This window comes from Janthinobacterium sp. YR213 (assembly GCF_900099875.1).
GTDB lineage: Bacteria > Pseudomonadota > Gammaproteobacteria > Burkholderiales > Burkholderiaceae_D > Janthinobacterium > Janthinobacterium lividum.
In genome coordinates this window covers 665,456-690,037 of sequence record NZ_FNDA01000003.1, presented here as the reverse complement: position 1 = coordinate 690,037, position 24,582 = coordinate 665,456, and the positions used below count along the sequence as shown (strand labels likewise).

15 protein-coding genes are annotated in these 24,582 nt (G+C 62.0%); 10 read left to right on the top strand and 5 right to left on the bottom strand.

Annotated elements, in window-relative coordinates:
• Window positions 1-31 precede the first annotated feature (31 nt).
• From BLT98_RS17060 to BLT98_RS17050, 3 genes are all read left to right on the top strand, one after another.
• The gene (locus BLT98_RS17060) at window positions 32-2,038 is read left to right on the top strand and encodes a sensor histidine kinase (protein ID WP_170846404.1); all 2,007 of its coding nucleotides are present in this window, start codon (window positions 32-34) and stop codon (window positions 2,036-2,038) included.
• A 333-nt stretch (window positions 2,039-2,371) separates the two neighbouring features.
• Window positions 2,372-8,347, top strand: coding sequence for a YDG domain-containing protein (locus BLT98_RS17055; protein ID WP_170846403.1), 5,976 nt, complete (start codon window positions 2,372-2,374; stop codon window positions 8,345-8,347).
• Between the two features lie 4 nt (window positions 8,348-8,351).
• Window positions 8,352-10,055: a ShlB/FhaC/HecB family hemolysin secretion/activation protein gene (locus BLT98_RS17050; RefSeq protein WP_092609635.1), complete on the top strand. Its 1,704-nt coding sequence runs from the start codon at window positions 8,352-8,354 to the stop codon at window positions 10,053-10,055.
• A 432-nt stretch (window positions 10,056-10,487) separates the two neighbouring features.
• Here the strand turns inward: BLT98_RS17050 and glmU are convergent, their stop codons facing one another.
• Window positions 10,488-11,864, bottom strand: coding sequence for a bifunctional UDP-N-acetylglucosamine diphosphorylase/glucosamine-1-phosphate N-acetyltransferase GlmU (gene glmU / locus BLT98_RS17045; protein ID WP_092609632.1), 1,377 nt, complete (start codon window positions 11,862-11,864; stop codon window positions 10,488-10,490).
• Window positions 11,865-11,889: 25 nt separating this feature from the next.
• Here glmU and BLT98_RS17040 point away from each other — a divergent pair, with 25 nt between their 5' ends.
• From BLT98_RS17040 to BLT98_RS17020, 5 genes are all read left to right on the top strand, one after another.
• Complete coding sequence (locus BLT98_RS17040; protein ID WP_244517519.1) at window positions 11,890-12,795, top strand: DUF6279 family lipoprotein; 906 nt, start codon at window positions 11,890-11,892, stop codon at window positions 12,793-12,795.
• Between the two features lie 69 nt (window positions 12,796-12,864).
• Window positions 12,865-13,524, top strand: a complete 660-nt coding sequence (rsmD, locus tag BLT98_RS17035) for a 16S rRNA (guanine(966)-N(2))-methyltransferase RsmD (protein ID WP_092609629.1) — start codon at window positions 12,865-12,867, stop codon at window positions 13,522-13,524.
• A gap of 112 nt (window positions 13,525-13,636) precedes the next feature.
• Complete coding sequence (gene coaD / locus BLT98_RS17030) at window positions 13,637-14,134, top strand: pantetheine-phosphate adenylyltransferase (RefSeq protein WP_034752633.1); 498 nt, start codon at window positions 13,637-13,639, stop codon at window positions 14,132-14,134.
• Between the two features lie 14 nt (window positions 14,135-14,148).
• Window positions 14,149-14,415 (top strand): YfhL family 4Fe-4S dicluster ferredoxin, encoded by a 267-nt coding sequence (locus BLT98_RS17025; RefSeq protein WP_034752637.1) that lies wholly within the window; start codon window positions 14,149-14,151, stop codon window positions 14,413-14,415.
• Between the two features lie 112 nt (window positions 14,416-14,527).
• Complete coding sequence (locus BLT98_RS17020; RefSeq protein WP_092609626.1) at window positions 14,528-15,124, top strand: chalcone isomerase family protein; 597 nt, start codon at window positions 14,528-14,530, stop codon at window positions 15,122-15,124.
• A 72-nt stretch (window positions 15,125-15,196) separates the two neighbouring features.
• Here the strand turns inward: BLT98_RS17020 and BLT98_RS17015 are convergent, their stop codons facing one another.
• The gene (locus BLT98_RS17015) at window positions 15,197-15,502 is read right to left on the bottom strand and encodes a hypothetical protein (RefSeq protein WP_034783860.1); all 306 of its coding nucleotides are present in this window, start codon (window positions 15,500-15,502) and stop codon (window positions 15,197-15,199) included.
• A 192-nt stretch (window positions 15,503-15,694) separates the two neighbouring features.
• Between BLT98_RS17015 and BLT98_RS17010 the strand changes: the two genes are divergently transcribed.
• A complete protein-coding gene (locus tag BLT98_RS17010; protein ID WP_034752642.1) occupies window positions 15,695-16,675 on the top strand; it encodes a LysR family transcriptional regulator in 981 nt (326 codons plus the stop codon).
• 49 nt (window positions 16,676-16,724) lie between these two features.
• Here the strand turns inward: BLT98_RS17010 and BLT98_RS17005 are convergent, their stop codons facing one another.
• Complete coding sequence (locus BLT98_RS17005; protein WP_092609623.1) at window positions 16,725-18,284, bottom strand: methyl-accepting chemotaxis protein; 1,560 nt, start codon at window positions 18,282-18,284, stop codon at window positions 16,725-16,727.
• A 204-nt stretch (window positions 18,285-18,488) separates the two neighbouring features.
• Window positions 18,489-18,944: an Lrp/AsnC ligand binding domain-containing protein gene (locus BLT98_RS17000; RefSeq protein WP_010393827.1), complete on the bottom strand. Its 456-nt coding sequence runs from the start codon at window positions 18,942-18,944 to the stop codon at window positions 18,489-18,491.
• 206 nt (window positions 18,945-19,150) lie between these two features.
• On the opposite strand from BLT98_RS17000, the gene putA reads away from it, so the two are divergent.
• On the top strand, window positions 19,151-22,804 hold the full coding sequence (putA, locus tag BLT98_RS16995) for a trifunctional transcriptional regulator/proline dehydrogenase/L-glutamate gamma-semialdehyde dehydrogenase (RefSeq protein ID WP_092609620.1): 3,654 nt from the start codon (window positions 19,151-19,153) through the stop codon (window positions 22,802-22,804).
• Between the two features lie 164 nt (window positions 22,805-22,968).
• On the opposite strand, the gene BLT98_RS16990 is transcribed toward putA, so the two are convergent.
• A complete protein-coding gene (locus tag BLT98_RS16990; protein WP_170846417.1) occupies window positions 22,969-23,727 on the bottom strand; it encodes a 5'-methylthioadenosine/adenosylhomocysteine nucleosidase in 759 nt (252 codons plus the stop codon).
• Between the last annotated feature and the right edge of the window lie 855 nt (window positions 23,728-24,582).

The following is a 24,582-nucleotide window of genomic DNA, read 5'->3' as shown; positions in this document are numbered from 1 at the left end:
TGCCCCGATGGCCGTGGTAAGCTGCCTCGCCATGAAAATCCTGCTCGCCATTTGCCTGTTGTTCGCCACCCTGTTCCCCCACACTGCAGCAGCAGCGCCCGTGCCTGCGCCGCTGCTGCTGCCGGCCAGCGGGCAGCCCGTGTCCGCCAGCGGCCACCTGCAGATGCTGCGCGATGCCACGGGCAGGCTGGGCCCCGATGCGGCACTGGCGGCGCCCGGCTGGCGCACCTTGCCCGGCGCCGTCAGCGCCGGCTACACGCAGGACGCCATCTGGCTGCGCCTGGACGTGGCACGCGCGGCCGCCGCCCCCGATGAATGGGTCCTGCGTTTCAGCAACGCAGTGCTCGACGATGTGCGGCTATACCGCTGGGATGCGGCGGGCCACTGGATCTTGCAGGAGGCGGGCGCCGACGTGGCGCGCGGCAACTGGCCCATCGATGCGCGCCAGGTGGTGTTTCCGCTGCGCCTGCAAGCCGATACGCCGCAGCGCTGGCTGGTGCGCCTGCACAGCAAAAAGGCCATGTCGACGGAGCTGACCTTGCTGCCCGGCACAACGTTCGACGACGTTTCGCGCCGCGAATACCTGTATTACGGCTTGCAGTTCGGCACTTATTTGCTCTTGATCCTGTTCCATATCTTTTTCTGGCGCATGACGCGCGAAGCCCACAGCGGCTGGTATCTGCTGTACGTGCTGACGAATGCCACGACGGAAGCGCTGACGATCGCCATTCCCCAGCAAATTTTCAACATGCCGAACTGGCTGTCCGATCCCATGCTGGGCGTGTCGATGGCGATGTCCATCGCCGTCGGCGCGCGTTTTTCCACCTTGCAACTGGAATTACCGGCCCTGTCTCCCCGCTTCAGCCGCGTCGTGGTGGGCTTGACGGCCGCTGCCGCGCTGTGCGGTGCGCTGCTGGTGCTGCATGGCGACTATGCCGCTGGCGTACTCGTCGTGCAAATGACGGCCTTGCCATTGATCGTGCTGTTCATCGCCCTGGCCAGCTGGCTGGCGCTGCGCGGGCATCGACCGGCGCATGCCTTCCTGTTTATCTTCGGCATCTTTTACGCGGGGGTAGTGATCAGTTTCCTGCGCAATATGGCCATCGTGCCACCGAACTTCTGGACCAACCATGCGGCCACCCTGGGCGCCTTCGTGCACATGATGCTGATGAGCCTGCGCCTCAACCGCCGCTACGCCGAATTGCGCCGCGCCAAGGACCGGGCGCAAGCCGAGGCGGTCAGCGCCGTGCGCGCCCTGAATGAACGCCTGGAAGAGCAGGTGGCGCTGCGCACCGTGGCGCTGCGGCAGGAAATCGGCCGGCGCGCCGTGCTCGAGGGCGAATTGCGCGCCGCGCTGGAAGTGGAAACCCGCACCCGCGAAGAGCAGCAGGATTTCGTTGCCATGGTGTCGCATGAATTCCACACGCCACTGGCCATCATCAATACCACGGCCCAGCAAATTGCCCGCAACGCGGACGCGCCACGGGAAAAAACCTTGCAACGCTGCCAGAACTTGCGCGAAGCCAGCGGCCGCATGACGGCGCTGGTGGACGAATACCTGAGCGCCGACCGCATGGAAACGAGCGCGGCAACCTTCCGGCCCCTGCCGTGCGACTTGCCCGCCCTGCTGACGGCCGTGCTGGCCGAGTGGCCGCCGGGCCGCATCGAGGCCAGCGTGCAAGCGCTGCCCGCCAGTGCCGTAGTCGATGCCAGCCTGCTGCGCGTGGCCCTGCGCAACCTGCTCAGCAATGCCGACCGGCACGCGCCGCAAGCCCTGGCGATCCGCGTACAGGCCGGCACGCTCGAGGACGGCCACGTGCAGATTGCCGTCAGCAATGACGGCGAGCCGCTGCCTGCCGATGAAATCCCGCGCCTGTTCCAGAAATATTTCCGTGGCCGCATCGCCCAGCACAAGCCCGGCGCCGGGCTGGGCCTGTATCTGGTGCAACGCATCGCCGCATTGCACGGCGGCCAGGTCACGCTGGCCAGCGCCGGCAACGACGGCACCATCAGTTTCGTCCTGCGCCTGCCCGTCTGACTCTCTCCCGCATTCCCGACAAAATCAGTCGGGAATCGCTCAGGTTTGCTCAATTTTAAATTTCCCCGTTCTGATATCTTTCCGCTCAGAAATTTTTGTAGCTTTTTATAACGATCGTATTTAAAAACGCAACAAATACAGCCGCTAACGGACGCCGTCCACGCACAGCACAGGGAAAACATGTATCGCAACCAACTCGCCAGCCACCGCACCGGCCACGCCTTGTTCGCGCCGCGTTCCTGACCCGTTCTTTCCCCCTTTCCCGTTCGCGCCAGCCCGGCCATGCCCGCTGATGCGCGGGCGTTTCCCCATTCATCTCAACAAGGACATCGCATGCACCGTCACGGATCGTTGAATCACATCTACCGCCTCGTCTGGAGCCACGTCTTGAACGCCTGGGTCGCCGTCGCGGAAACCTCGCGCGGACGCGGCAAGGGCAGCCGCCGCAAACTGGCCGCGGCAGCGGCCGCCATGACGGCGCTGGCGCTGGGAGGGCCGGCGCAGGCCACGCCCACGGGCGGGCAAGTCGTGGCAGGCACGGCCAGTATCAGCCAGCAGGGCAACAGCACCACGATCAGGCAATCGAGCCAGCAGGCAGCACTGAACTGGAACAGTTTCAATGTGGGCGCGAATGAAACCGTCAACTTCGTCCAGCCCTCGGCCGGCGCGCTGGCCGTCAACCGCATCTTCGACAGCAATGGCACGCAAATTCTCGGCAGGGTCAACGCGAATGGCCAGGTGTACCTGATCAATCCGAACGGCGTGCTGTTCGGCCGCGGCGCGCAAGTCAATGTGGGCGGCCTGGTGGCCTCGACGCTCGACGTCGACAACGCCAGCCTGGGCGGCGCTAAGCATGCGTTTAGCGGCAATGGCACTGGCCGGGTCGTCAATGAAGGCACGCTGCGCGCGGCCGACGGCGGCTATGTCGCCCTGCTGGGCCGGCAAGTGAGCAACCACGGCAGCATTGCGGCCCGCCTCGGCACGGTCGCCCTGGGCGCCGGCAGCGCCGCCACCCTGAGCTTTGACGGTGCGCGCCTGCTGCAGTTGCAGATCGACCAAAGCACCCTGAACAACCTGGCCGAGAACGGCGGCCTGATCCGCGCCGATGGCGGCCAGGTGCTGATGAGCGCAGGTGCCCGCGATTCGCTGCTGGCCAGCGTCGTCAACAACACGGGCGTCATCGAAGCGCGCAGCGTGGAACAACATGACGGCAGCATCATCCTGCTCGGCGGCATGAGCGCCGGCACTACCCACGTGGCCGGCACCCTGGACGCCAGCGCCGCGGCTGGCGGCAATGGCGGCTTCATCGAGACGAGCGCCGCCCATGTAAAGATCGGCAACGACGCCCGCATCAGCACGGCCGCACCGTCGGGCCGCGCCGGCACCTGGCTGATCGACCCCGTCGACTTCACCATCGCCGCCAGCGGCGGCGACATCAGCGGCGCCGCCCTGACGAACAATTTGCGCAACGGCAATGTGATCATCCAGAGCACGCAAGGCAGCCGTGGCACGGCGGGCGACGTGCATGTCAACGACCAGGTCAGCTGGTCGGCCAACCAGCTGACCCTGAATGCCCAGCGCAACATCAATATCAATGCCAACCTGAACGGTTCCGGCACGGCCAGCCTGGCGCTGGAATACGGCCAGGGCGCTGCTGCCGCCGGCAACACGGCCGTGTATCAGCTGGGTAGCGGCGCGCAGGTGAGTTTGCCCGCCGGGCAAAACTTCAGCACCAAACTGGGCGCCGATGGCGTGCGCACCGGCTACACGGTGATTACCGCCCTGGGAGCAGCCGGCAGCGTCACTGGCACCGACTTGCAAGGCATTAATGGCAAGCTGGATGGGAATTATGTGCTGGGTGCAAATATCGACGCCTCCGCCGCAGCCGGCTGGCAGGCCGGCTGGAGCGTTGGCTTCGCGCCACTCGGCGGCGACACGGGTTTTAGCGGCGTGTTCGATGGGCTCGGCCACTCGATCAATCAACTCAGCATGCGAGCCTCGCGCAACCAGGGCAGCGGCCTGTTTTCCATCACCAACAAGAATGCCCTGATTCAGAATGTGGGCTTGAATGGCGGCAGTATCTGGGCCACGTATGTAGCCGGCGGCCTGGTCGGCACAAACGCGGGCACCATCCGCAACAGCTATGCTGCGCTCGACGTCGATAGCTACTCCGTCAGCGGCGGTCTGGTGGCGCGCAACAATGGCAGCATCGACAATAGCCACGCCACCGGCACCGTCAGGAGCCAGGCTCAGACAGGTGGCTTGGTCGGCAACAATAGCGGCAGCATCAGCAACAGCTATGCCACGGGAAGCGTGGCGGGCCAGACTTATATTGGCGGCCTGATTGGCATCAACTGGGGCAGTGTCGGCACCAGCTTCGCCACGGGCCGCCTGGTCCTCACCGATGGCGGCAGCGGCGTCGGCGGCCTGATTGGCAGTAATGCCTATTCCAACAAGGTCAGCAACAGTTTCTGGTCCATCAGCGGCACTGGCCAGGCCAGCTCGGATGGCGGCACCGGCCTGACGGATGCGCAAATGCGCACGGCCGGCAGTTTCACGGGCTTTAACTTCACCACCACGCCTGGCGCAACGGGCAACAACTGGGTGCTGGTCAACGTGGACGGCGGTCTGAACAATGCCGGTGGCGCGGCCGGCGCCACATATCCGATGCTGGCATCCGAGTACTCGACCACCATCCAGAATGCCCACCAACTGCAATTGATGGCCATGGCGCCAGGCGCCGCGTATGTGCTGGGTAGCAACATCGACGCCAGCGGCACGGCGAACGGCAAGGATGTCTGGGGCGGCGCCGGCTTCGTTCCCGTCGGCACGCGCCACAACGCGTTCACAGGAAGCCTGGATGGCCAGGGCCATACCATCAGCGGCCTGTATATCAACCGCCCCAGCGACGACTATGCGGGCCTGATCGGCTATACAGACAGGACTTCGCTCATCAGCAATATCGGCCTGCTCGGTGGCAGCGTCAACGGCGCCTTCGCCGTCGGCAGCCTGGTCGGTTCGAATGCAGGTCTGGTCAGCAATAGCTACGCAACGACGACCGTCAACGGGGAAAGCAGTGTCGGTGGCCTGGTGGGCGAGAATTTCGACGGCACCATCAGCGCCAGCCATGCCAGCGGCACCGTCAGCGGCAGCAGTGGCAAAGTGGGGGGCTTGGCCGGGCAGAATAGCGGCAGCATCGTCGACAGCTATGCCAGCGGCAATGCCAGCGGCTTGCGCAATATCGGCGGCCTGGTAGGGGATAATCGCGGCTATGATGGTGCTGTCGCCACCGTGCGCGGCAGCTATGCCAACGGCAATGTCACGGCCACCGAAGACAATGCGGGCGGCCTGGTCGGCTACAACAAGAGCGGTACGATCGCCGACAGTTACGCCAGCGGCGCGGTGAGCGGTGACCGCGATGTGGGCGGCTTGCTCGGTTACAATTCCCGCTCGACCGATAGCGTCAGCAACAGCTACGCGACGGGCGACGTACACGGCAATGCCAGCACGGGCGCCTTGGTCGGCTACAACGCGGGCGTGGTACGCGACAGTTTCTGGCGCGGCGAGTCCTTGGCAGCCGGCATCGCCGAGAACGAAGGCACGCTGAGCAATGTGCGCGGCCTGAGCGCTGCGCAGATGCGTTCGCAAGCCAGCTTCGACGGCTGGGACATGGCGTCCACCGCCGGCAGCCATGCCATCTGGCGCATCTATGAAGGCCAGACAGCGCCGCTGCTGCGCAGCTTCCTGACCGCCCTGACTGTCACCTCGGATGCTGTCAGCAAGACTTACGATGGGAAAAGTTATGCGGGCGGCCTGTCCAATGCCCGTTATTCGGTCGCCGGCGCTGCCGGTTCCGGGCAAATCTTTTCCTCAAACAATAGCCTGTACGGCGCCATCCGCGATGCCGGTCTCTACAACGCCGTCGGCACCTACCTGTATTCCGGCCAACAAGGGTATGACATCGATCTGCAGGCGGGCGCCCTGACGATCAACCGGGCCGTCATCAGTCTGAACGGCACGCGCACCTATGACGGCAGCGCCAGCATGGCGGCCGGTCTGCTGACACTGAACGGCCTGGTGCAAGGCGAGAACCTGCTGCTGTCGGGTAACGGTATCCTCGACAACAAAAACGCGGGTGGAAAAAAGGCCATGGCAAACGGCACGCTGGCGCTGGCGGACGGCAGCACGGGCCAGGCCAGCAACTACACCTTGGAGGGCGGCAAGCACAGCGCCACCATCAACCGCGCCACGCTGAATGTGCAGGGCGTGGGAGCGGCCAATAAAGTCTATGACGCTGGCACGGGCGCCACCCTGACGGGCAAGGCCGGCGTGCAGGCACTGGGCGATGACCAGCTCAGCGTAGCCGGAGGCACCGCCCGTTTTGCCGACAAGAACGCCGGCATGGGCAAGACTGTCACCCTGAGCGGCTTTACCTTGCAGGGCGCGGATGCGGCCAACTATGTGCTGGTGCAGCCGAACAACGTCACTGCCGACATCGGCAAGGCCAGCGTGGTGATCACTGGCGTGGGCGCGGCGAATAAAGTCTATGACGCCACCACCGGCGCCACCTTGACGGGCAAGGCCAGCGTACAAGCGCTGGGCGGCGACCAGTTGAGCGTGGCCGGCGGCGTGGCCCGCTTTGCCGACAAGAACGCAGGCCAGGGCAAGACAGTCATCGTTGATGGCTACAGCCTGCAGGGTGCGGATGCGGGCAACTATGTGCTGGTGCAACCGGGCAGGGTCACGGCCGACATCGGCAAGGCTACTGTCACCGTGAGCGGCGTGGGCGCGGCAAACAAAGTGTATGACGCCACCACGGCCGCCACACTGACAGGCAAGGCTAGCGTGCTGGCGCTGGGCGACGATGAACTGCGCGTCGCCGGCGGCAGCGCATCTTTTGCCGACAAGAACGCCGGCAGCGCCAAGACTGTTACCCTCGACGGCTTTATCTTGCAGGGTGCGGACGCGGGCAACTATGTGCTGGTGCAGCCGGGCAAGGTCACGGCCGACATCGGCAAGGTCAGCGTGGTGATCACTGGCGTGGGTGCGGCAAACAAAGTGTATGACGCCACCACCGGCGCCACCCTGACGGGCAAGGCCACCGTGCTGGCGCTGGGCGACGACGAACTGCGCGTCGCCGGCGGCAGCGCATCTTTTGCCGACAAGAATGCTGGCATGGGCAAGACCGTCACCCTGAGCGACTTTGCCTTGCAAGGCGCGGATGCGGGCAACTATGTGCTGGTGCAACCGAACAACGTCACGGCCGACATCGGCAAAGTCAGCGTGGTCATCACTGGCGTGGGAGCGGCGAATAAAGTCTATGACGCCACCACCGGCGCCACCCTGGCGGGCGCGGCCAAAGTAACGGCGCTGGGCGATGACCAGCTTGGTGTGACGGGCGGCAATGCCCGCTTTGCCGACAAGCACGCCGGAACAGGCAAAACCGTCACCCTCGACGGCTTTGCCTTGCAAGGCGCGGACGCGGGCAACTATGAGCTCGTGCAACCGGGCAAGGTCACGGCCGACATCGGCAAGGCCAGCGTGGTCATCACTGGCGTGGCTGCGGCGAATAAAGTCTACGACGCCACCACCGGCGCCACCCTGACGGGCACGGCCAAAGTAACGGCACTGGGCAGCGACGAATTGCGCGTGACGGGCGGCACGGCATTCTTTGCCGACAAGCATGCCGGCAGCGCCAAGACCGTCATCATCGATGGTTACATCTTGCAAGGCACGGACGCGGCTAACTACACCATCGTCCAGCCCGGCAACATCACGGCCGATATCGCCAAGGCCAGCTTGCTGTATACGGCCACGGCCACCAGCCTGACGGGTGGCCGCACGCCCGATGGCTTGAGCGGCAAGGTCAGCGGCTTGCTGGGCGGCGATACCCTGGCCGATGCCACCAGCGGCACCCTGGCCTGGACCAGCCCGGCCACGGCCAGCAGTCCGGCTGGCAATTACGCCATCAGCGGCAGCGGCCTGGCTTCCAACGACTATGCCTTCATACAAGCCGAGGGCAATGCCGGCGCCCTGACCCTGACGTCGGCCAGCCTGCCGCCGCCGGCCCAGGCAGCCGTGGTGCAACTGCAGGCGCAAGTGCTGGGCAGCTTTGCCGATACGCGTCCCGGCACGCTGGCGGCCGCGCCCACCATCACCGTCACGCAGACGGATGGCCCGGCCGGCACGGCTGCCGCCAGCAATGCCTCGCCAAACACCACCATGCAGATCGGCAGCCGCGGCCCGGCCCTGCAAGTCGTCCTGGGCGGCGTCAAGCTGCCCGCCAACATGCTCAACGTAAATCAATAACACCATGACTCATTCATCGACTCCGCCGCGACACCTGCTGCAACAACCGTTGCTGTCCCTGCTGCTGCTGGCCTTCGCGCCATGCGCCGCCGCCCAGACCACCCCGGTCGTGCCTGACGCGGGCGCCATCCTGCGCCAGTTGCAACCGGCCACGCCCGCCAACGCGCCCCCCGGCGCGCCGGCGCTGCGCATCGAACAGAAAGAGGGCGCGCCGCTGCCCGCCAGCGTGCCATTTCTCGTCACGCAGATCGACATCAGCGGCAATAGCGCGTTCGACACGGCCACCTTGCAGGCGCTCGTCGCCAGCGCCCACGGCACGACCCTGTCCCTGGAGCAACTAAGCGAACTGGCGGCCCGCATCACCAGCTACTACCGCGCCCATGGCTATCCGCTGGCGCGCGCCATCGTGCCTGCCCAGACCATCCGCCAGGGCATCGTGCGCATCGAGCTACTCGAAGCGCGCTATGGCCAGGTGGGCATCGCCAACCAGAGCGACGTCAGCGACGCCTTGCTGAATGCCACGCTGGCGCCGCTGCAAGCGGGCCAGACCATCAGCCAGGCGGAACTCGACCGCAGCTTGCTGTTGCTGTCCGACATACCGAACGTGGCCATCACCGCCACGCTCAAGCCCGGCGCCGAGGTCGGCAGCTCCGACCTGCTGGTCGATGCCTGGTCCGGTCCGCGCATGGCCGGCAATGCTTTCCTCGACAACAATGGCAACCGTTACACGGGCCGCGCCCGCCTTGGCGCCACCGTGTACCTGTACAACCCGCTGCACCAGGGCGACGTGGCCAGCGCCAGCGTGCTCAGCTCGGGCAAGGGCATGTCGTATGCGCGTCTCGGCTATGACCTGCTGCTGAACGGCGCCGGCACGCGCGCCGGGGTCGCCATGTCCGCCTTGCGCTACCGCCTGCAAGGCGCCATGCGCCCGCTGGAGGCGCATGGCACGGCCCAGGTCGCCAGTGGCTGGCTGCGCCATCCGCTGCTGCGCAGCCGCGATGCGAACATGTCCATCCAGCTGCAATATGATCAGGTGCACTTGCGCGACCGCATCGACGCCAGCGCCATGCGCAGCGACCGCCGCCTGGACAACTTGAGCGCGACCCTCGACGGCGACGTGCGCGATGCTGCCCTGGCCGGCGCCATCACCAGCTGGAGCGTGGCCGCGACAGCCGGCAAGCTCGACATCACCGACCCGCTGGCGCGCCTGAACGACGCGTTCAGCGCACGCAGCCATGGCAATTACGCGAAATGGAACGTCAACCTGTCGCGCCTGCAAAACCTGGACCAGCGCAATGCCGTGTATCTGACCGTCGCCGGGCAGTGGGCGGACGGCAACCTCGACTCGTCCGAAAAGATGAGCGTGGGCGGGCCGTACACGGTGCGCGCGTATGACGTGGGCGCGGCAGCTGGCGACCTCGGCTATTTTGGCAGCGCGGAATGGCGGCATGAACTCAGCGCCAGCGAAGCGGGACAATGGCAAGCCGTGGCCTTCCTCGACAGCGCGCGCGTGACGGTGAACCAGCAGCGCTGGTCGGCTGGCCCGAACAGCGCGCGCCTGCACGGCGCCGGGCTGGGCGTGAACTGGGCGGGCGGGCAGCAGTGGAATGCCCGCGCGTACGTCGCCAAGCCCATCGGCGGCACGCCAGTCCTGCTGGCGGCGCGCAGTTCGGCCCGCCTGTGGGTCGAACTGAATCGCCGCTTCTGATGCGGCAATGACAGCCGGAAGCCTGTTTTCGGCTGTCATTTGATCAAGCACAAGACTTATCCACCAGCTTTCCACTAGCTATGCAGCGCTTTTCCACAAGCTTACCCACAGCAAAGCCAGGGATGCTCACGGCAAAAACGCAGTTATCCCCACTTGTACCCATACTATCCAACGCTTATCCGCAGGCTTACGCACAGACTTATCCACAATACGCGGGTAAACGCCATTACGGCCATCGCCGCAGCTTGGGGTCGGAAGAAAATGGATGGGCAGGTGCATGACAGGCGGCATTGACAAATTTTCCAACAGCTTATGCGCAGGCTTGCACACAGGCTTATGCCCCACTTGTGCAGTGGCTTGCCCACAGAGTTATCCACACATAAAAAAGGCAGGCCGGGCGGCCTGCCTGAGTGCAAGGGCTGACTGCGCCGCTTACTTCTTGATTTTCACGGGACGCGTCCAGCCGTCGATGGTCACTTGCCGCGCGCGCGAAACGGTCAGCTTACCGGCCGGCGCATCTTTCGACAAGGTCGTGCCGGCGCCCAGGGTGGCGCCCTTGCCGACGGTGACGGGGGCGATCAGCTGGCTGTCGCTGCCAATGAAGGCGTCGTCTTCAATCACCGTGCGGAACTTGTTTACGCCATCGTAGTTGCAGGTGATCGTGCCGGCGCCGATGTTGACCTTGGAGCCGATGGTGGCGTCGCCGATGTAGGCCAGGTGGTTGGCCTTGCTGTGCGCGGCGATCTGGCTGTTTTTCACTTCGACGAAGTTACCGATGTGCACGTCTTCCCCCAGGACCGTGCCCGGGCGCAGGCGCGCGTACGGGCCGATGATGGAAGCGGCGCCGACGACGGCGTCCTCGATATGGCAGAAGGGCTTGATGTGCGCGCCAGCGGCCACCGTGGCATTGATGAAGACGTTGTTGGCGCCCACGCGCACGCCATCGCCCAGTTCGACTCTGCCTTCGAACACGCAGCCGACATCGATGGTGACATCGCGGCCGCAAATCAGTTCGCCGCGCACGTCGATGCGGGCCGGATCGAGCAGGGTCACGCCCCGTTCCAGCAGCGCTTGCGCGATATTGTTCTGGTGGATGCGTTCGAGCTGGGCCAGCTGCACCTTGCTGTTGACGCCCGCCACTTCCCACACGGCGGCCGGGTGGGCCGACGTGACGGCCACGCCATCGGCGACAGCCTGGGCAACGATATCGGTCAGATAGTATTCCCCTTGGGCATTGTCATTCGACAGGGCCGACAGCCATTGTTTCAGTTGCACGGTGGGCGCGACCATGATGCCGCTGTTGATTTCCTTGATGGCGCGCTCTTCTGGCGTGGCATCCTTTTCCTCGACGATGCGCACGATGGCGCCGTGCTCGCGCACGATGCGGCCCAAGCCAAAGGGATCGTCCTGTTCCACGGTCAGAATGGCCAGCTTGTCCTGGCCGGCCGCCTGCACCAGCTGCTGCAGGGAAACGGCGCTGGTCAGCGGTACGTCGCCGTACAGGATCAGGGTCGGCACGCTGTCATCGAGCAAAGGCAGCGCTTGTTGCACGGCATGACCGGTGCCCAGTTGCTGCGCCTGCTCGGCGGCATCGATCTGCACGCCATGGTTCACCTTGTAGCCGTCGAGCAACTTTAGCACCGCTGCGCCCCCATGCCCGTAAATCACGCATAATCGGGACGGCGCCAGGCCACGCGCCGTGTCGATGACGTGCGACAACAGCGGCTTGCCCGCCAACGGGTGCAATACCTTGGGCAGTGCCGACTGCATGCGTTTGCCCATACCGGCAGCGAGAATGACAACGTTCATAGACCGTCTTTTATAAGTTAAGAATATGAAAAAGTTTAACACGCAGGCCCCGTTTTCCACGCCTTCCAGCCACTTTATGTATGCAATGCTGGCCATCCTGCTGGTCGTCATGGCCGGCTGCAGCGGCTTGCGTCTGGCCTACAACAATGGCGATACCGTACTGTACTGGTGGCTGAACGCGTATGTCGACCTGGACCGCGACCAGAAGGGCTGGGTGCGCGACGATATCGACAAGCTGTTCGACTGGCACCGCAAGACGCAATTGAAGGATTACGTGGAAATCCTGCGCACGGGCCAGAAGCAGCTGCAAGGCAATACCACGCAGGCAGACCTGATGGCGGACTACAGCGAGATCAAGCAGCGCACCCAGGCGCTGCTGCTGAAAGCTGCGCCCGAACTGGCCGACCTGGCGCGCTCGCTCAAGCCCGAGCAGATCGCGCAGATGGAAAAGAAGTTCAAGTCGAACAATGATGATTACCGCAAGAAATACCTGAGCGGCGACCAGGAAAAGCGCCAGAAACTGCGCTACAAAAAAGCCATGGAGCAATTCGAACTGTGGTTCGGCAGCTTCAGCAGCGAACAGGAAGCCATCATCCGCAAGGCGTCCGACGCGCGTCCGCTGAACAATGAGATCTGGCTCGACGAACGCATGCGGCGCCAGCAGAATGTGTTGAACTTGGTCAAGAAAGTTCACCAGGAAAAACTCAGCAAGGAAGCCAGCGCAGCCCTGATCACGACCCTGATCAAGGACAGTTTCGAGCGCCTGGAACATTCGGAGCGCAAGGCCTTCTTCGATGCCTACGAAAGCAGCACGGCGCAGATGGTTTTGACGGTGATCAAGATCGCCACGCCGGCGCAAAAGGCCCACGCCGTCAAGCGCATGCAGGGCTGGATCGACGATTTCAATTCCCTGGCCACGCAACCCAAATAGAGCGGCAGCGCCAGCAGCGGGGAGGGGGCCATATGCTATAGTGGCCGCCACCGAATTGAAGAAATCCCCATGCAAAAGAAAATAAAGAAACCCGCCAAAGTCCCCGTCCACCACGCGCCGCCACCGAACCAGGTACGCATCATCGGCGGCCAGTGGAAGCGTTCCGTGCTGCCTGTTTTGCAGGCACTGGGCTTGCGCCCGACGCCAGACCGCGTACGCGAAACCGTGTTCAACTGGATCAACCACTTGCGCGACGGCGACTGGGCCCATGCCCAGGTGCTGGACCTGTTCGCCGGCAGCGGCGCATTGGGTTTTGAAGCGGCCAGCCGCGGCGCCGCCGCCGTCACCATGGTCGATACGCATACGCCCGTGATCCGCCAGCTGGAAGAGAACAAGGTGAAATTGCGCGCCGACAACGTGCAACTGCTGCGCGGCGACGCCCTGCTGACGGCGCAAGGCCTGGCATCGCGTGGCCAGCGTTTCGACCTGATCTTCCTCGATCCACCGTACCAGCAGGATTTCCTGGCGAAAGTGCTGCCACTGTGCGCCAACCTGCTCAAGGAAGGCGGCATGGTGTACGCGGAATCGGGCTTGCCGCTGGTCTTCGATGCAGCCAGCGCACTGGAAAAACCGGAGTGGATGGCGCCGTGGGAAGTCATCCGCGCCGACAAGGCGGGCACCGTTTATTATCATTTGCTAACTTACAACAAAGTGCCGGCAACTGCCTGAATCTGCCTATAAATGAGGCAAAAAGGCCCCCTGGCCCGAGGCGCAGCACCAAGGTAGTCACCAATTTCAGGCATAATGCGCGTCTATATTGGTGCATCGTCAGGGAGCCGCAATGGTTGTAGCCGTTTATCCAGGAACATTCGATCCGCTCACGCGCGGTCATGAAGATTTGGTGCGCCGCGCATCGGGTCTGTTTGACAAGCTGATCGTCGGTGTGGCCGACAGCAAGAACAAGCAGCCGTTTTTCTCGCTCGACGAACGCCTGGAAATCGCCAACGAAGTGCTGGGCCATTACCCAAATGTGCAAGTGGAAAGCTTTTCCGGCCTGCTCAAGGATTTCGTGCGCAAGCATGAAGCGCGGGTCATCGTGCGCGGCTTGCGCGCCGTCTCCGACTTCGAATACGAATTCCAGATGGCGGGCATGAACCGCTACCTGCTGCCCGATGTCGAAACCATGTTCCTGACGCCATCCGACCAGTACCAATTCATTTCGGGCACCATCGTGCGCGAAATCGCGGCGCTGGGCGGCGACGTCTCCAAGTTTGTCTTCCCCTCGGTGAACCGCTGGCTGCAAAACAAGATTGCCGCCAACGCTGCATCATCGCAATAAGTAAGAGTGAAATCATGGCATTACTGATCACCGACGAATGCATCAATTGCGACATTTGCGAGCCCGAGTGCCCGAATGACGCGATCTACATGGGCGCGGAAATCTACGAAATCGATCCCAACAAGTGCACCGAATGCGTGGGCCACTTTGACGAGCCGCAATGCCAGCAAGTGTGCCCCGTCAGCTGCATCCCCTTCAATCCCGCCTGGCGCGAAAGCCCGGAGCAATTGATGGCCAAGTACGAACGCCTGCAGGCGGAACTTCCCGCCGCAAAAACCTGAGCATTTCTCCCGCGCCACTTCTGGGCCACTTCTGCGTGGCGCCAGCTTCTGCCAACTGTTCTACACTGTGTGCTGACTTATCCACAGCCCATGGTTTCCACGGAGGTAGAAGATGCAAATATGCACATCGCGTTTGGGCCGCTCCCTCGCTGCCATCGGCCTGTGCGCCGCCCTGGCACAAGCAGCGCTGGCCGTCGAGATCGGCGGCGTCAAGCTGGACGACACGGTGCAGCTGGCCAGCCGCGAGTTGAAACTCAACGGCGCCGGCGTGCGCTACAAGGTCATCTTCAAGGTCTACACGATTGCGCTGTACCTGCCGGAAAAGAAAACCCAGCTGGCCGACATCCTGGCGCTGCCCGGACCGCGCCGCCTGGAAATCGTCATGCTGCGCGACATCACCTCGGACGAGCTGGGGCAAGCCTTCATGCAGGGCTTGAAGCGCAGCTCCGACCAGGCCGACCGCACGCGCCTGCTGAGCCAGACGATGCAGTTCGGCGCCATGTTCGAAATGGTGCCCGGCCTGAAAAAGGGCGACATTCTCACCGTGGACTGGCTGCCGGAAGAGGGCACGTTGTGCAAGCTGAACGGCAAGCAGGTGGGCGAAATGGTGCCGGACCTGGCCTTCTATAATGCGCTGCTGAAAATCTGGATCGGCGCCCATCCGGCCGACACCTTGTTGCGCGCGCATTTGCTGGGCGACATGGCCTGAAGCGGCCTGAACGAAAACGCGGGCGTAAAAAAGCCGGCTCGCGCCGGCTTGTCATCTGCAACAGTTGATCGCTCAGGCGCGCGTCGACAAGGCACGCAGCTCGGCGGCATTGCTTGGCGACACGCCATCCATCTTGCCCAGGGTGCGCTTCAAGGCTTGCGCTTCGCGCATCTGCTGGCGCGCCAGGCGCTCTTCGCGGCTCAGCTTGGGACGCACCAGCAGCACCATGGCGCGGGCGATCCCCACCAGCAAAGGCTTGAACAGCAGGGCGAAGGCGCCCACGGCCACGATCACCAGCACGAGTTGCAGGGCATTCAGCAGGGAAATCTCCAGCACGGGTGCGGATACTGCGTACAGGGCGGAGGCGAAGGTAGACATAGTGTTCCAGTGCATTATAGAATTTGCCAGTACTATAGTGCAGTGCAACATATAAATCTAATTCCATTTCTTGATACCAATTATATGAATCATGAATGGAAAACTGTAATATTTTTTTACGAGTGAAAATATTCGTGCCCGGCGCGGTTTACACTCTTAAGTAATCAATTCAACTTTTATCTTGGGCTTTCCATGAGTTTTCTGACGCTGGATCTGAACTTGCTGCGTGTTTTCGACGCCGTCATGACGGAACAAAACCTGACGCGCGCAGCCGGCCACCTGGCGATGACGCAGCCGGCGGTATCGAACGCCATCAAACGCCTGCGCGAGAGCCTCGGTGACGAATTGCTGATCCGCACGGCGTACGGCGTGAAACCCACGCCCCGCGCCGAAGCGCTGTGGCCATCCGTGCGCTCGGCCCTGGCCAGCCTGGAAGCGGCCGTCACGCCGGAAACCTTCGACGTGTCGAAAACCCACGCCACCTTCCGCATGGCCATGGCCGACGCGACGGCCGCGTTCTGGCTGCCTTCGCTGATGCGCTCGATCGAACGGGAAGCGCCCGGCGTCAACGTGCGCATGATGCCGCTGACCACGCGCGAACCGCGCCCGATGCTGCTGCGCGGCGACATCGACCTGGCCGTGGGCTTCTTTCCCGGCGTGGCGGCGCAACTGTCGAGCGAAACGGGTTCGCCCATCCGCCATGAACGCCTGTATTCCGGCAAGTATGTGTGCGTGATGCGGCGCGGCCATCCGCTGGCCGACAAGGAATTGACCCTGGATAACTACTGCGCGGCGAACCATTTATTGGTGAGCTTTTCCGGCCGCGCGCATGGCTTGATCGACGAGGCGCTGTCGCAGATCCACCGCGAACGGCGCATCCTGTTGACGGTCAACCAGTTCTTTACCGCTGGGCGGGTCGTCGCCAATTCCGACCTGATCACGGTCTTGCCGCGCCACCTTATCGCCTCGACAGGCATGACGGAATCCCTGCTGTACAAGGATTTGCCATTGACCCTGCCAGCCGTCCACCTCGACATGCTGTGGCACGAGCGCGACGCCCGCAGCCCCGCCCACAAATGGCTGCGCAACCACCTGGAAAGCATGAACACGCCCACCTTGCGCACGGCCACGGCAGCCGGCGGCGGCGTGGCGCCGAAGCCGCATATTGAATAAGTGTTCTACCGGCACAAAAAAACGCCTGATGAAACATCAGGCGTTTTTTTTATGCGTGACTGCTGGAGCGGTAACCGATTCTGAAACCGCCCCAGTGCTTGCCATCGACGTGGATGGGCACGGATAAATCGTGCATGACTTCGCCCGTGTCGCGTTTATAGGTCTGCAACAGGAACGCCCGGGTGTTGCTGCCGCAGCGCTTGCCCGTGCGGTCGCTGAAGATGCGTTTGGTACGGTTATTCACGATATCCGTGGCGTAGTCGCCCGTCAGCGGCTGGGAAAACTTCTTGTTGTGCGTCGGGAAATATCCATTGTTATCGACGGCACCCGCGTAGGCCAGGTGCGGCAGGGCGGCCAGCACGCCTTCCTGCACATCCGGCAGCACTTTGTCCGTAAACGCGTCGAACTTCGTATTGTGCTTGGGCGGATTGGTATTCGGGATGGGACGGTAGTGGCGGTCGAACAGGGCTTCGCGCGTGATGCGCCCCGACGCGATGGCTTGCTCGAAGAGTTTGCCCACGTCGCGCGCGGCGCGCTGGGCCGCCTCGCGGATCTCGTCGTGCGGCGTGGCCACGCTCGATTCGCCGAGGGCGCCGGCGATCACTTCGGCCCGCTCGGCCAGGGCCATGGCCGACTGCGTGGCGCGCGGCAATTCGGCGTTCGTCGACAGCATGCTGTCGCGGATTTGCAGGATGGCATCGGCGATCACTTGCGTCGTGTCGACGTGTTCGCGCGAGGCGCGGGCGATTTGCCCGATCTCGTCTTCCGACACGCCCGACGATTCCTCGATATGGCTGAGCGATGCATGCACGCTTTCCACATTGCGCGCCGCTTCCGTGACGCCAGCCGCCAGCGAACTCATGCCACGCGCAGCTTTTTCCGACTGTTCATTGATTTCGCGCACCATCACGCTGATTTCATCGGAGGCTTCCTTGGTGCGCTGCGCCAGTTGCCGCACTTCCCCGGCCACCACGGCAAAACCGCGTCCATGTTCGCCAGCACGCGCCGCCTCGATGGCGGCGTTCAGCGCCAGCAAGTTGGTGCGCGCGGAAATATCGGAAATGGCTTCCGTGAAACCTGTGATGCGTTTGGATTTTTCCTGCAAGCTCAGCATGGTACTGGAGGCGCCTTGCGCTTCTTCGCGTGCCTTATTGATGCGCTGCAAGCCCTGGTCCACTTCGGCGCGCGCCGCCACGCTTTCCACGCGCACGCCGGCGGCCACCTTGGCGGCCCGCTCCGCATTGGCGGCGATCTTTTCCGTCATGGCGGCATTTTGTACGGAACTGTCGGCGATGTCGCTGGCCGTGCGCACATCGAGTTCCACCTTCTGTTTGACGGAATCGACAAAATACGAGGTTTCCGCCGCGCCGATCATGATGGCATCGATGGCGTTGCCCACCGTGTCGGCGAACTGATGCAAGCCTGGCTCGCCGCGCGCACGGCCGGCAAACGCCAGCAGCGCGGCGCCGATGGCGGCGGCCACGCAGGCGATCAGATACGGATGGTCGCCGCCCGAGAGCAGCAGCAGATAGGCCAGGCAACAGGCCACGGCCATGGCCAGGATCGTGAATACAAAGAAACGCACCAGCTGATGCTGCAACTGCTTCATTTGTCCCCCGCTGCGCGAACCCGTCACGTCCCGTTGAGGGGACGTGCTGTAACCGTATGCGGGTGGGCACGATTGCCCACCTTGCACCCTGAACGTAACGTCTGCGCGGCGTTTCAGGCGGCTACCGGGTAGCAGAATTGTAGTTCTACCCTACAACATTTGTTCCGATAGCTCAATCAGAAAAGTAGGGCGGCTACACCAAGGTCACTTAATTGGCAATTTGGTGGTGTTTTTGACCTCTTCCATGACGGCATAAGTGTGGGTTTCCCGCACACCTTTCTGCAACAGCGTCTTGCCCAGGAATTCGCGGTAGGCAGCCATATCCTTGACGCGCGCCTTGACCAGGTAATCGAAACCGCCGGCCACCATATGACATTCCAGTACCTCTGGAATGATTTGTACGCTATGCTTGAAGGCGTCGAACACTTCCGGTGTCGTGCGATCAAGCACGACTTCGATGAATACCAGCAGCGACACGTCGAGCAGCTGCGGGTTCAACTGGGCCGTATAGCCCATGATGTAACCGGATTCGTGCAACTTGCGCACGCGCTCCAGGCAGGCCGCCGGCGACAGGTTCACGCGCGCGGCCAGCTCCACATTGCTGATGCGTCCATCGCTCTGCAATTCCATCAAGATTTTCTTACTGATCTTGTCCAGCATTCCTATCACCCCCAAATTAATATTATTTGGTTAAATTGTCGCATCAAAAACTATCTATTGCTAGTCCCCTGTATTACCAGAATTAATCCATAAGAATCCCCTTTACAATCGAATCATCTTAACGTCCGACTTTCTGTATTTTTTTGCACCAAAAAAGAGCAAGAATTACGTCAGTTTTCGTCCCTTTTTCCTTGTAAAGAGCACTTATGCACCCTGCAGGCCCCTCGGCTTTTACCCCGATTCCTTTTGCTGCGTTCCAGGCAGAAATCCTGCCGGAAGCGACACCACAACGCGCCGCCATTACCTCCGCCTATAGGCGCGATGAGGTTTCCGCCGTGCAGTGGCTGTTGCAACAAGTGCGCCCCAGCAGCACCGAAACGACAGCCGAAGGACAAGCGCTGGCGCACCGCCTGGTCTCGAACGTGCGCCAAAAACGCACACGCGCATCGGGCGTCGATGCACTGATGCACGAGTTCTCGCTGTCGTCGGAAGAAGGTGTTGCATTGATGTGTCTGGCTGAAGCGCTGTTGCGTATACCCGACAGTCAAACGGCCGATCGCCTGATCGCCGACAAAATCAGCAAGGGCGACTGGAAGAAACACCTGGGCGAATCGCCATCGCTGTTCGTCAATGCCGCCACCTGGGGCTTGCTGATTACGGGCAAACTGGTCAGCACCAGCAGCGAATCGGGCCTCGGTTCAGCCATGAGCAAACTCATCGCCAAGGGTGGCGAACCGCTGATCCGCAAGGGCGTCGACCTGGCCATGCGCATGCTGGGCAACCAGTTCGTGACGGGCCAGACCATCGAGGAAGCATTGAAGAACAGCCGCGAGAATGAAACGCGCGGCTACCGCTACTCGTACGACATGCTGGGCGAGGCGGCCCTGACGCAACAAGACGCGGCCAGCTACTACGCCTCGTACGAAACGGCGATCCACGCCATCGGCAAGGCGTCGAACGGGCGCGGCATCAAGAACGGCCCCGGCATTTCCGTGAAACTGTCGGCCCTGCACGCGCGCTACAGCCGCGCCCAGCGTGCCCGTGTCATGGAAGAATTGCTGCCGAAAGTCAAAGCGTTGCTGTTGCTGGCAAAACAGTACAACATCGGCTTCAACATCGATGCGGAAGAAACGGACCGCCTGGAACTGTCGCTCGACCTGATGGAAGCACTTGCCTTTGATACCGATTTGGCCGGCTTCGACGGCATCGGCTATGTGGTGCAGGCGTATCAGAAGCGCTGCCCGTTCGCCATCGATTACCTGATCGACCTGGCGCACCGCAGCGGCCGCAAGTTCATGGTGCGCCTGGTGAAGGGTGCGTATTGGGATGCGGAAATCAAACGCGCGCAAGTCGATGGCCAGGAAGGCTATCCCGTCTACACGCGCAAGGTCTACACGGACGTCTCTTACCTCGTGTGTGCGCAAAAACTGCTGGAGGCCAGCAGCCTGATCTATCCACAATTTGCCACCCACAACGCGCAAACCCTGTCGACCATTTATACCTGGGCGAAACGCGACGGCATCACCGACTACGAATTCCAGTGCCTGCACGGCATGGGCGAGACCCTGTACGACCAGGTCGTCGGCCCCGACAATCTGGACAAGCCGTGCCGCATCTACGCGCCCGTCGGTTCGCATGAAACCCTGCTGGCCTACCTGGTGCGCCGCCTGCTGGAAAACGGCGCCAACTCGTCCTTCGTCAACCAGATCGTCGACGAAAACGTGGCCATCGATAGCCTGATCCGCGATCCGCTGGAACAGGCGCGCCTGCAGGGCGGCTTGCCGCACCCGTCGATTCCGCTGCCGCTGGACATGTTTGGCAGTGAGCGCAAGAACTCGGCCGGCCTGGACCTGTCGAATGAAGACACCTTGCGTACCCTGGCCACCGGCCTGGCGCAGCAACAGTCATGGCAGGCTGCGCCGCTGATCGATGGCGCCGTCAGCCTGAATGGCCCCACGCACATGCTGCACAACCCGGCCCAGCATGACGATGTCGTGGGCAAAGTCATGGAAGCCGGTCCGGCCGACGTGGAAACGGCCCTGGCCAGCGCCAGCGCGTACGCCATGGATTGGCAAACGACAGAGCCATCGATCCGCGCGCAAGCTTTGCAGCGCGCGGCCGACCTGTTCGAAGAGCACCACATCGAGCTGATGGCCCTGGCCGTGCGCGAAGCGGGCAAGTCCCTGCCGAATGCGATCGCGGAAATCCGCGAAGCCGTCGACTTCCTGCGCTACTACGCGGCGCAGGTGGAACACGCGCCGAACACCCTGGCGCTCGGTCCCGTCACCTGCATCAGTCCGTGGAACTTCCCGCTGGCCATCTTTACGGGCCAGCTGGCCGCCGCCCTGGCCGCAGGCAACGTGGTGCTGGCCAAGCCGGCCGAGCAGACGCCGCTGATCGCCCACCGCGCCGTGCAATTGCTGCATGCGGCGGGCGTGCCGCGGGGCGCGCTGCAATTCTTGCCTGGCAGCGGCGAAGTCGTTGGTGCCGGCCTGTGCAATGACGCGCGTGTGAAAGGCGTGATTTTCACGGGTTCGACGGAAGTGGCGCAATTGATCAACCGCAACCTGGCCGCCCGCGCCGTGGCCGAAGGCATCGACATCCCCCTGATCGCCGAAACGGGTGGCCAGAACGCCCTGATCGTCGATTCGTCCGCCTTGCCGGAGCAAGTGGTGCAGGACGTGATGTCGTCCGCTTTCGACAGCGCCGGCCAGCGCTGCTCGGCCTTGCGCGTGCTGTTCCTGCAAACGGAAATCGCCGACAAGACCATCCATATGCTCAAGGGCGCCATGCAGGAATTGCGCGTTGGCAATCCTGACCGCCTGGCGACCGATATCGGTCCCGTCATCGATGCGGAAGCGCAAGGTAATCTGCTGGCGCACATCAACAAGATGAAAACCATGGCCATCGACCATTATTCGCTCGATTTGCCGACCGTCAAAGGCACGTTTGTCGCCCCGACCGTGCTGGAAATCAAGTCGTTGGCGCAATTGACGCAGGAAGTCTTCGGCCCCGTGCTGCATGTGATCCGCTACAAGCGGGCCGACTTGCCGCAACTGGTGCAATCGATCAACGACAGCGGTTACGGTTTGACCCTGGGCATCCATACGCGCATCGATGAAACCATCGATTTCATCACCAAGCGCGCGCATGTGGGCAATATTTATGTGAACCGCAATATCGTCGGCGCCGTCGTCGGCGTGCAACCGTTCGGTGGCGAAGGCAAATCGGGCACGGGACCGAAAGCCGGTGGCCCCCTGTACCTGAAACGCCTGCAGCGCAATGCGCCTGCCGGCGCGCAGCACCAGCGCCAGGCGCCACCGGCCCTGGATGCGCTGACCGTCTGGGCGAAGATGCATGGCCACGACAAGGTCGGGCAACTGGCACAGGACTATGCGCGCACCACCTTGCTGGGCAGCAGCACCGTCTTGCCAGGCCCGACCGGCGAGCGCAATACCCTGAGCTTTGCCGCGCGGGGCACGATCTTGTGTGCGGCCGCCACGTCCGGCACCTTGATGAACCAGCTGGCCGCCGTCCTGGCAACCGGTAACCAGGCCCTCGTGCTGGCGCAAGCGCCGAATCTGATTCCCGGCGACTTGCCGGCCGCGCTGAAGGACCGCATCCAGGTCGTCAGCAGCCTGGAGTCGGTCAAGCATGATTTCCAGATCGCCATGATCGAGCCTAGCCTCGATGGCCAGCTCAAACCGCTGCTGGCGGCAAGGGAAGGGGCCCTGGTGGCCACCATCGCCACCACGCAGGAGGGTGCCATCCCCCTGTGGCGCTTGGTCGCTGAGCGGGCGCTGTGCGTGAATACGACGGCGGCAGGTGGTAACGCCAGCCTGATGATGCTCAGCGTCTAAAGGAACCCGAGAAAAAGTCCATGGCGTTGTTGCCTTGCCTGGCCGTACATTCGTACTGCCTGCGGCAAGGCGCCTAGCCCTGAACATTTTTCAGGCTCCTTTATTGAAATAAGAAGGGCAGAACCAGTGGTTCTGCCCTTTTTTTATGCACGCTAGCTGAAAAATCAGCCAGCCAGGCGCTGGCACAATTGCTGGATCACCGTCAACGCATACGGCGAGGCGACGGTCTGCACAAAACGCATGAAGTCGACTGCCGCCTCTTCGTTGGCGTTGTCGGATATGGTGCGCATGACGGTAAACGGCACGCCCAGTTCAAAACACACTTGCGCCACGGCGGCGCCTTCCATTTCGACGGCCAGCAGGTCGGGGATATCTTCTTTCAGCTGGTTCACATGCGCGGCGCTGCTGATGAACTGGTCACCGCTGGCGATCAGGCCGCGGTGGACCTGTGCGTGCTGCAAGCCAAATTCCACGATATGCGCTGCCTTGAGCACGCTGGAGACATCGTCACGCAAGAAATCTTCGGCTGCACCAGCCAGTTGCGTGCTCAGTTCAAGGTCCGTGGCAAAGCGCTGCAAGCCTGTCAGCGGCACTTCGAAGCGGGGAAACAGGGGGCGGGCGTCCATATCGTGCTGCAGCAGCGCTTCGGCCACCACGATATCGCCCACTTTCACGCGTTTATCCCCACTGCCGGCCACGCCGGTGAAGACGATGTGGGTAACTCCGTACTTTTCCACAAGGATAGAAGCTGTCATGGCAGCGGCAACCTTTCCCAGACGCGACAGGACGCACACAGCGTCGATATTCCACAGGGTTCCCAGGGTGTAGTCGCGCATGCCGTGTGAACGCCTCTGGGGGCCTTGCATGGCTTCTACGAGCCCCTGCTGTTCTTCGTGCAAGGCACTGATGATGCCTAAACGCATTTTTTTGTGTGAATTCATGCTGTTTTTACAGGTTTTTGGGATTGCAAAACGGTTTACACGGTGAAAACAGCCGTTTCGGCGACTTTTCCACCGTTCGCGTTTGTCTCTGTGTTTTAAATAAAGATGTATACATAAAAATAGTAGTGATAGTAAACGGCCATTTTTTTGTGGATAAGTCGGTATACCGTATAAGAATCATCGACTTGGCGCACAAAAAAGTAGGCGCACAAGCATTGTATCCAGCAAGGACTTGTTTGGGATAAAAATCGGCTTGTGGACAAAGATCGACTTTTCCCACATCTCATCCTGTGGATATGCAGGCACTTATCCACAGCAGCAAGCAAAAATCATGGTTTTTCTTGCTGTAGTGGCATGGTTGACGTGCTTCGTCTGCCTTGATCCTTGCCTGGCAATCCAGGTTGAGCAACCACAAACGTTGTTCTTTCACGGACGCCGGCATCCAGGTGATTCCTGGAAGACGGTTTGGCAGTGGGTCGCGATGTCGCCGTTGGCTTTTTTTTTGGCGGTTTTTGCATGCTTTTTGGAAATATCCCCGGACTTCCGCTTTTTTTGTCGGTTTACAATAGATATATATATAAAAATAGTAGTAATAGTAAACGCGTTTTTTTCTGTGGATAAGTCGCTTTTTTTCAACAGGATCAATCGTTTACGCGCAAAATAAAGCGTGCATAATCGCTGTATCACGCGAGGAGCAAAATTGTATAAAATGCGGGCCTGCGCATAACTTCGTGTTTACTCACAAGTCATCCTGTGGATATCAAGTGACTTATCCACAATCGTCTCAAATTCCCCCTCTTTTTCATATCGAACCGCTTGCTGGCACTGTGCCCGCTC

What these genes read in the sequence shown, in the direction of transcription:
- BLT98_RS17060 (WP_170846404.1), top strand. Translation starts at nt 32, where the DNA reads ATGAAAATCCTGCTCGCCATTTGCCTGTTGTTCGCCACCCTGTTCCCC.
- BLT98_RS17055 (WP_170846403.1), top strand. Translation starts at nt 2,372, where the DNA reads ATGCACCGTCACGGATCGTTGAATCACATCTACCGCCTCGTCTGGAGC.
- BLT98_RS17050 (WP_092609635.1), top strand. Translation starts at nt 8,352, where the DNA reads ATGACTCATTCATCGACTCCGCCGCGACACCTGCTGCAACAACCGTTG.
- glmU (WP_092609632.1), bottom strand. Translation starts at nt 11,864, where the DNA reads ATGAACGTTGTCATTCTCGCTGCCGGTATGGGCAAACGCATGCAGTCG.
- BLT98_RS17040 (WP_244517519.1), top strand. Translation starts at nt 11,890, where the DNA reads ATGAAAAAGTTTAACACGCAGGCCCCGTTTTCCACGCCTTCCAGCCAC.
- rsmD (WP_092609629.1), top strand. Translation starts at nt 12,865, where the DNA reads ATGCAAAAGAAAATAAAGAAACCCGCCAAAGTCCCCGTCCACCACGCG.
- coaD (WP_034752633.1), top strand. Translation starts at nt 13,637, where the DNA reads ATGGTTGTAGCCGTTTATCCAGGAACATTCGATCCGCTCACGCGCGGT.
- BLT98_RS17025 (WP_034752637.1), top strand. Translation starts at nt 14,149, where the DNA reads ATGGCATTACTGATCACCGACGAATGCATCAATTGCGACATTTGCGAG.
- BLT98_RS17020 (WP_092609626.1), top strand. Translation starts at nt 14,528, where the DNA reads ATGCAAATATGCACATCGCGTTTGGGCCGCTCCCTCGCTGCCATCGGC.
- BLT98_RS17015 (WP_034783860.1), bottom strand. Translation starts at nt 15,502, where the DNA reads ATGTCTACCTTCGCCTCCGCCCTGTACGCAGTATCCGCACCCGTGCTG.
- BLT98_RS17010 (WP_034752642.1), top strand. Translation starts at nt 15,695, where the DNA reads ATGAGTTTTCTGACGCTGGATCTGAACTTGCTGCGTGTTTTCGACGCC.
- BLT98_RS17005 (WP_092609623.1), bottom strand. Translation starts at nt 18,284, where the DNA reads ATGAAGCAGTTGCAGCATCAGCTGGTGCGTTTCTTTGTATTCACGATC.
- BLT98_RS17000 (WP_010393827.1), bottom strand. Translation starts at nt 18,944, where the DNA reads ATGCTGGACAAGATCAGTAAGAAAATCTTGATGGAATTGCAGAGCGAT.
- putA (WP_092609620.1), top strand. Translation starts at nt 19,151, where the DNA reads ATGCACCCTGCAGGCCCCTCGGCTTTTACCCCGATTCCTTTTGCTGCG.
- BLT98_RS16990 (WP_170846417.1), bottom strand. Translation starts at nt 23,727, where the DNA reads ATGCGTTTAGGCATCATCAGTGCCTTGCACGAAGAACAGCAGGGGCTC.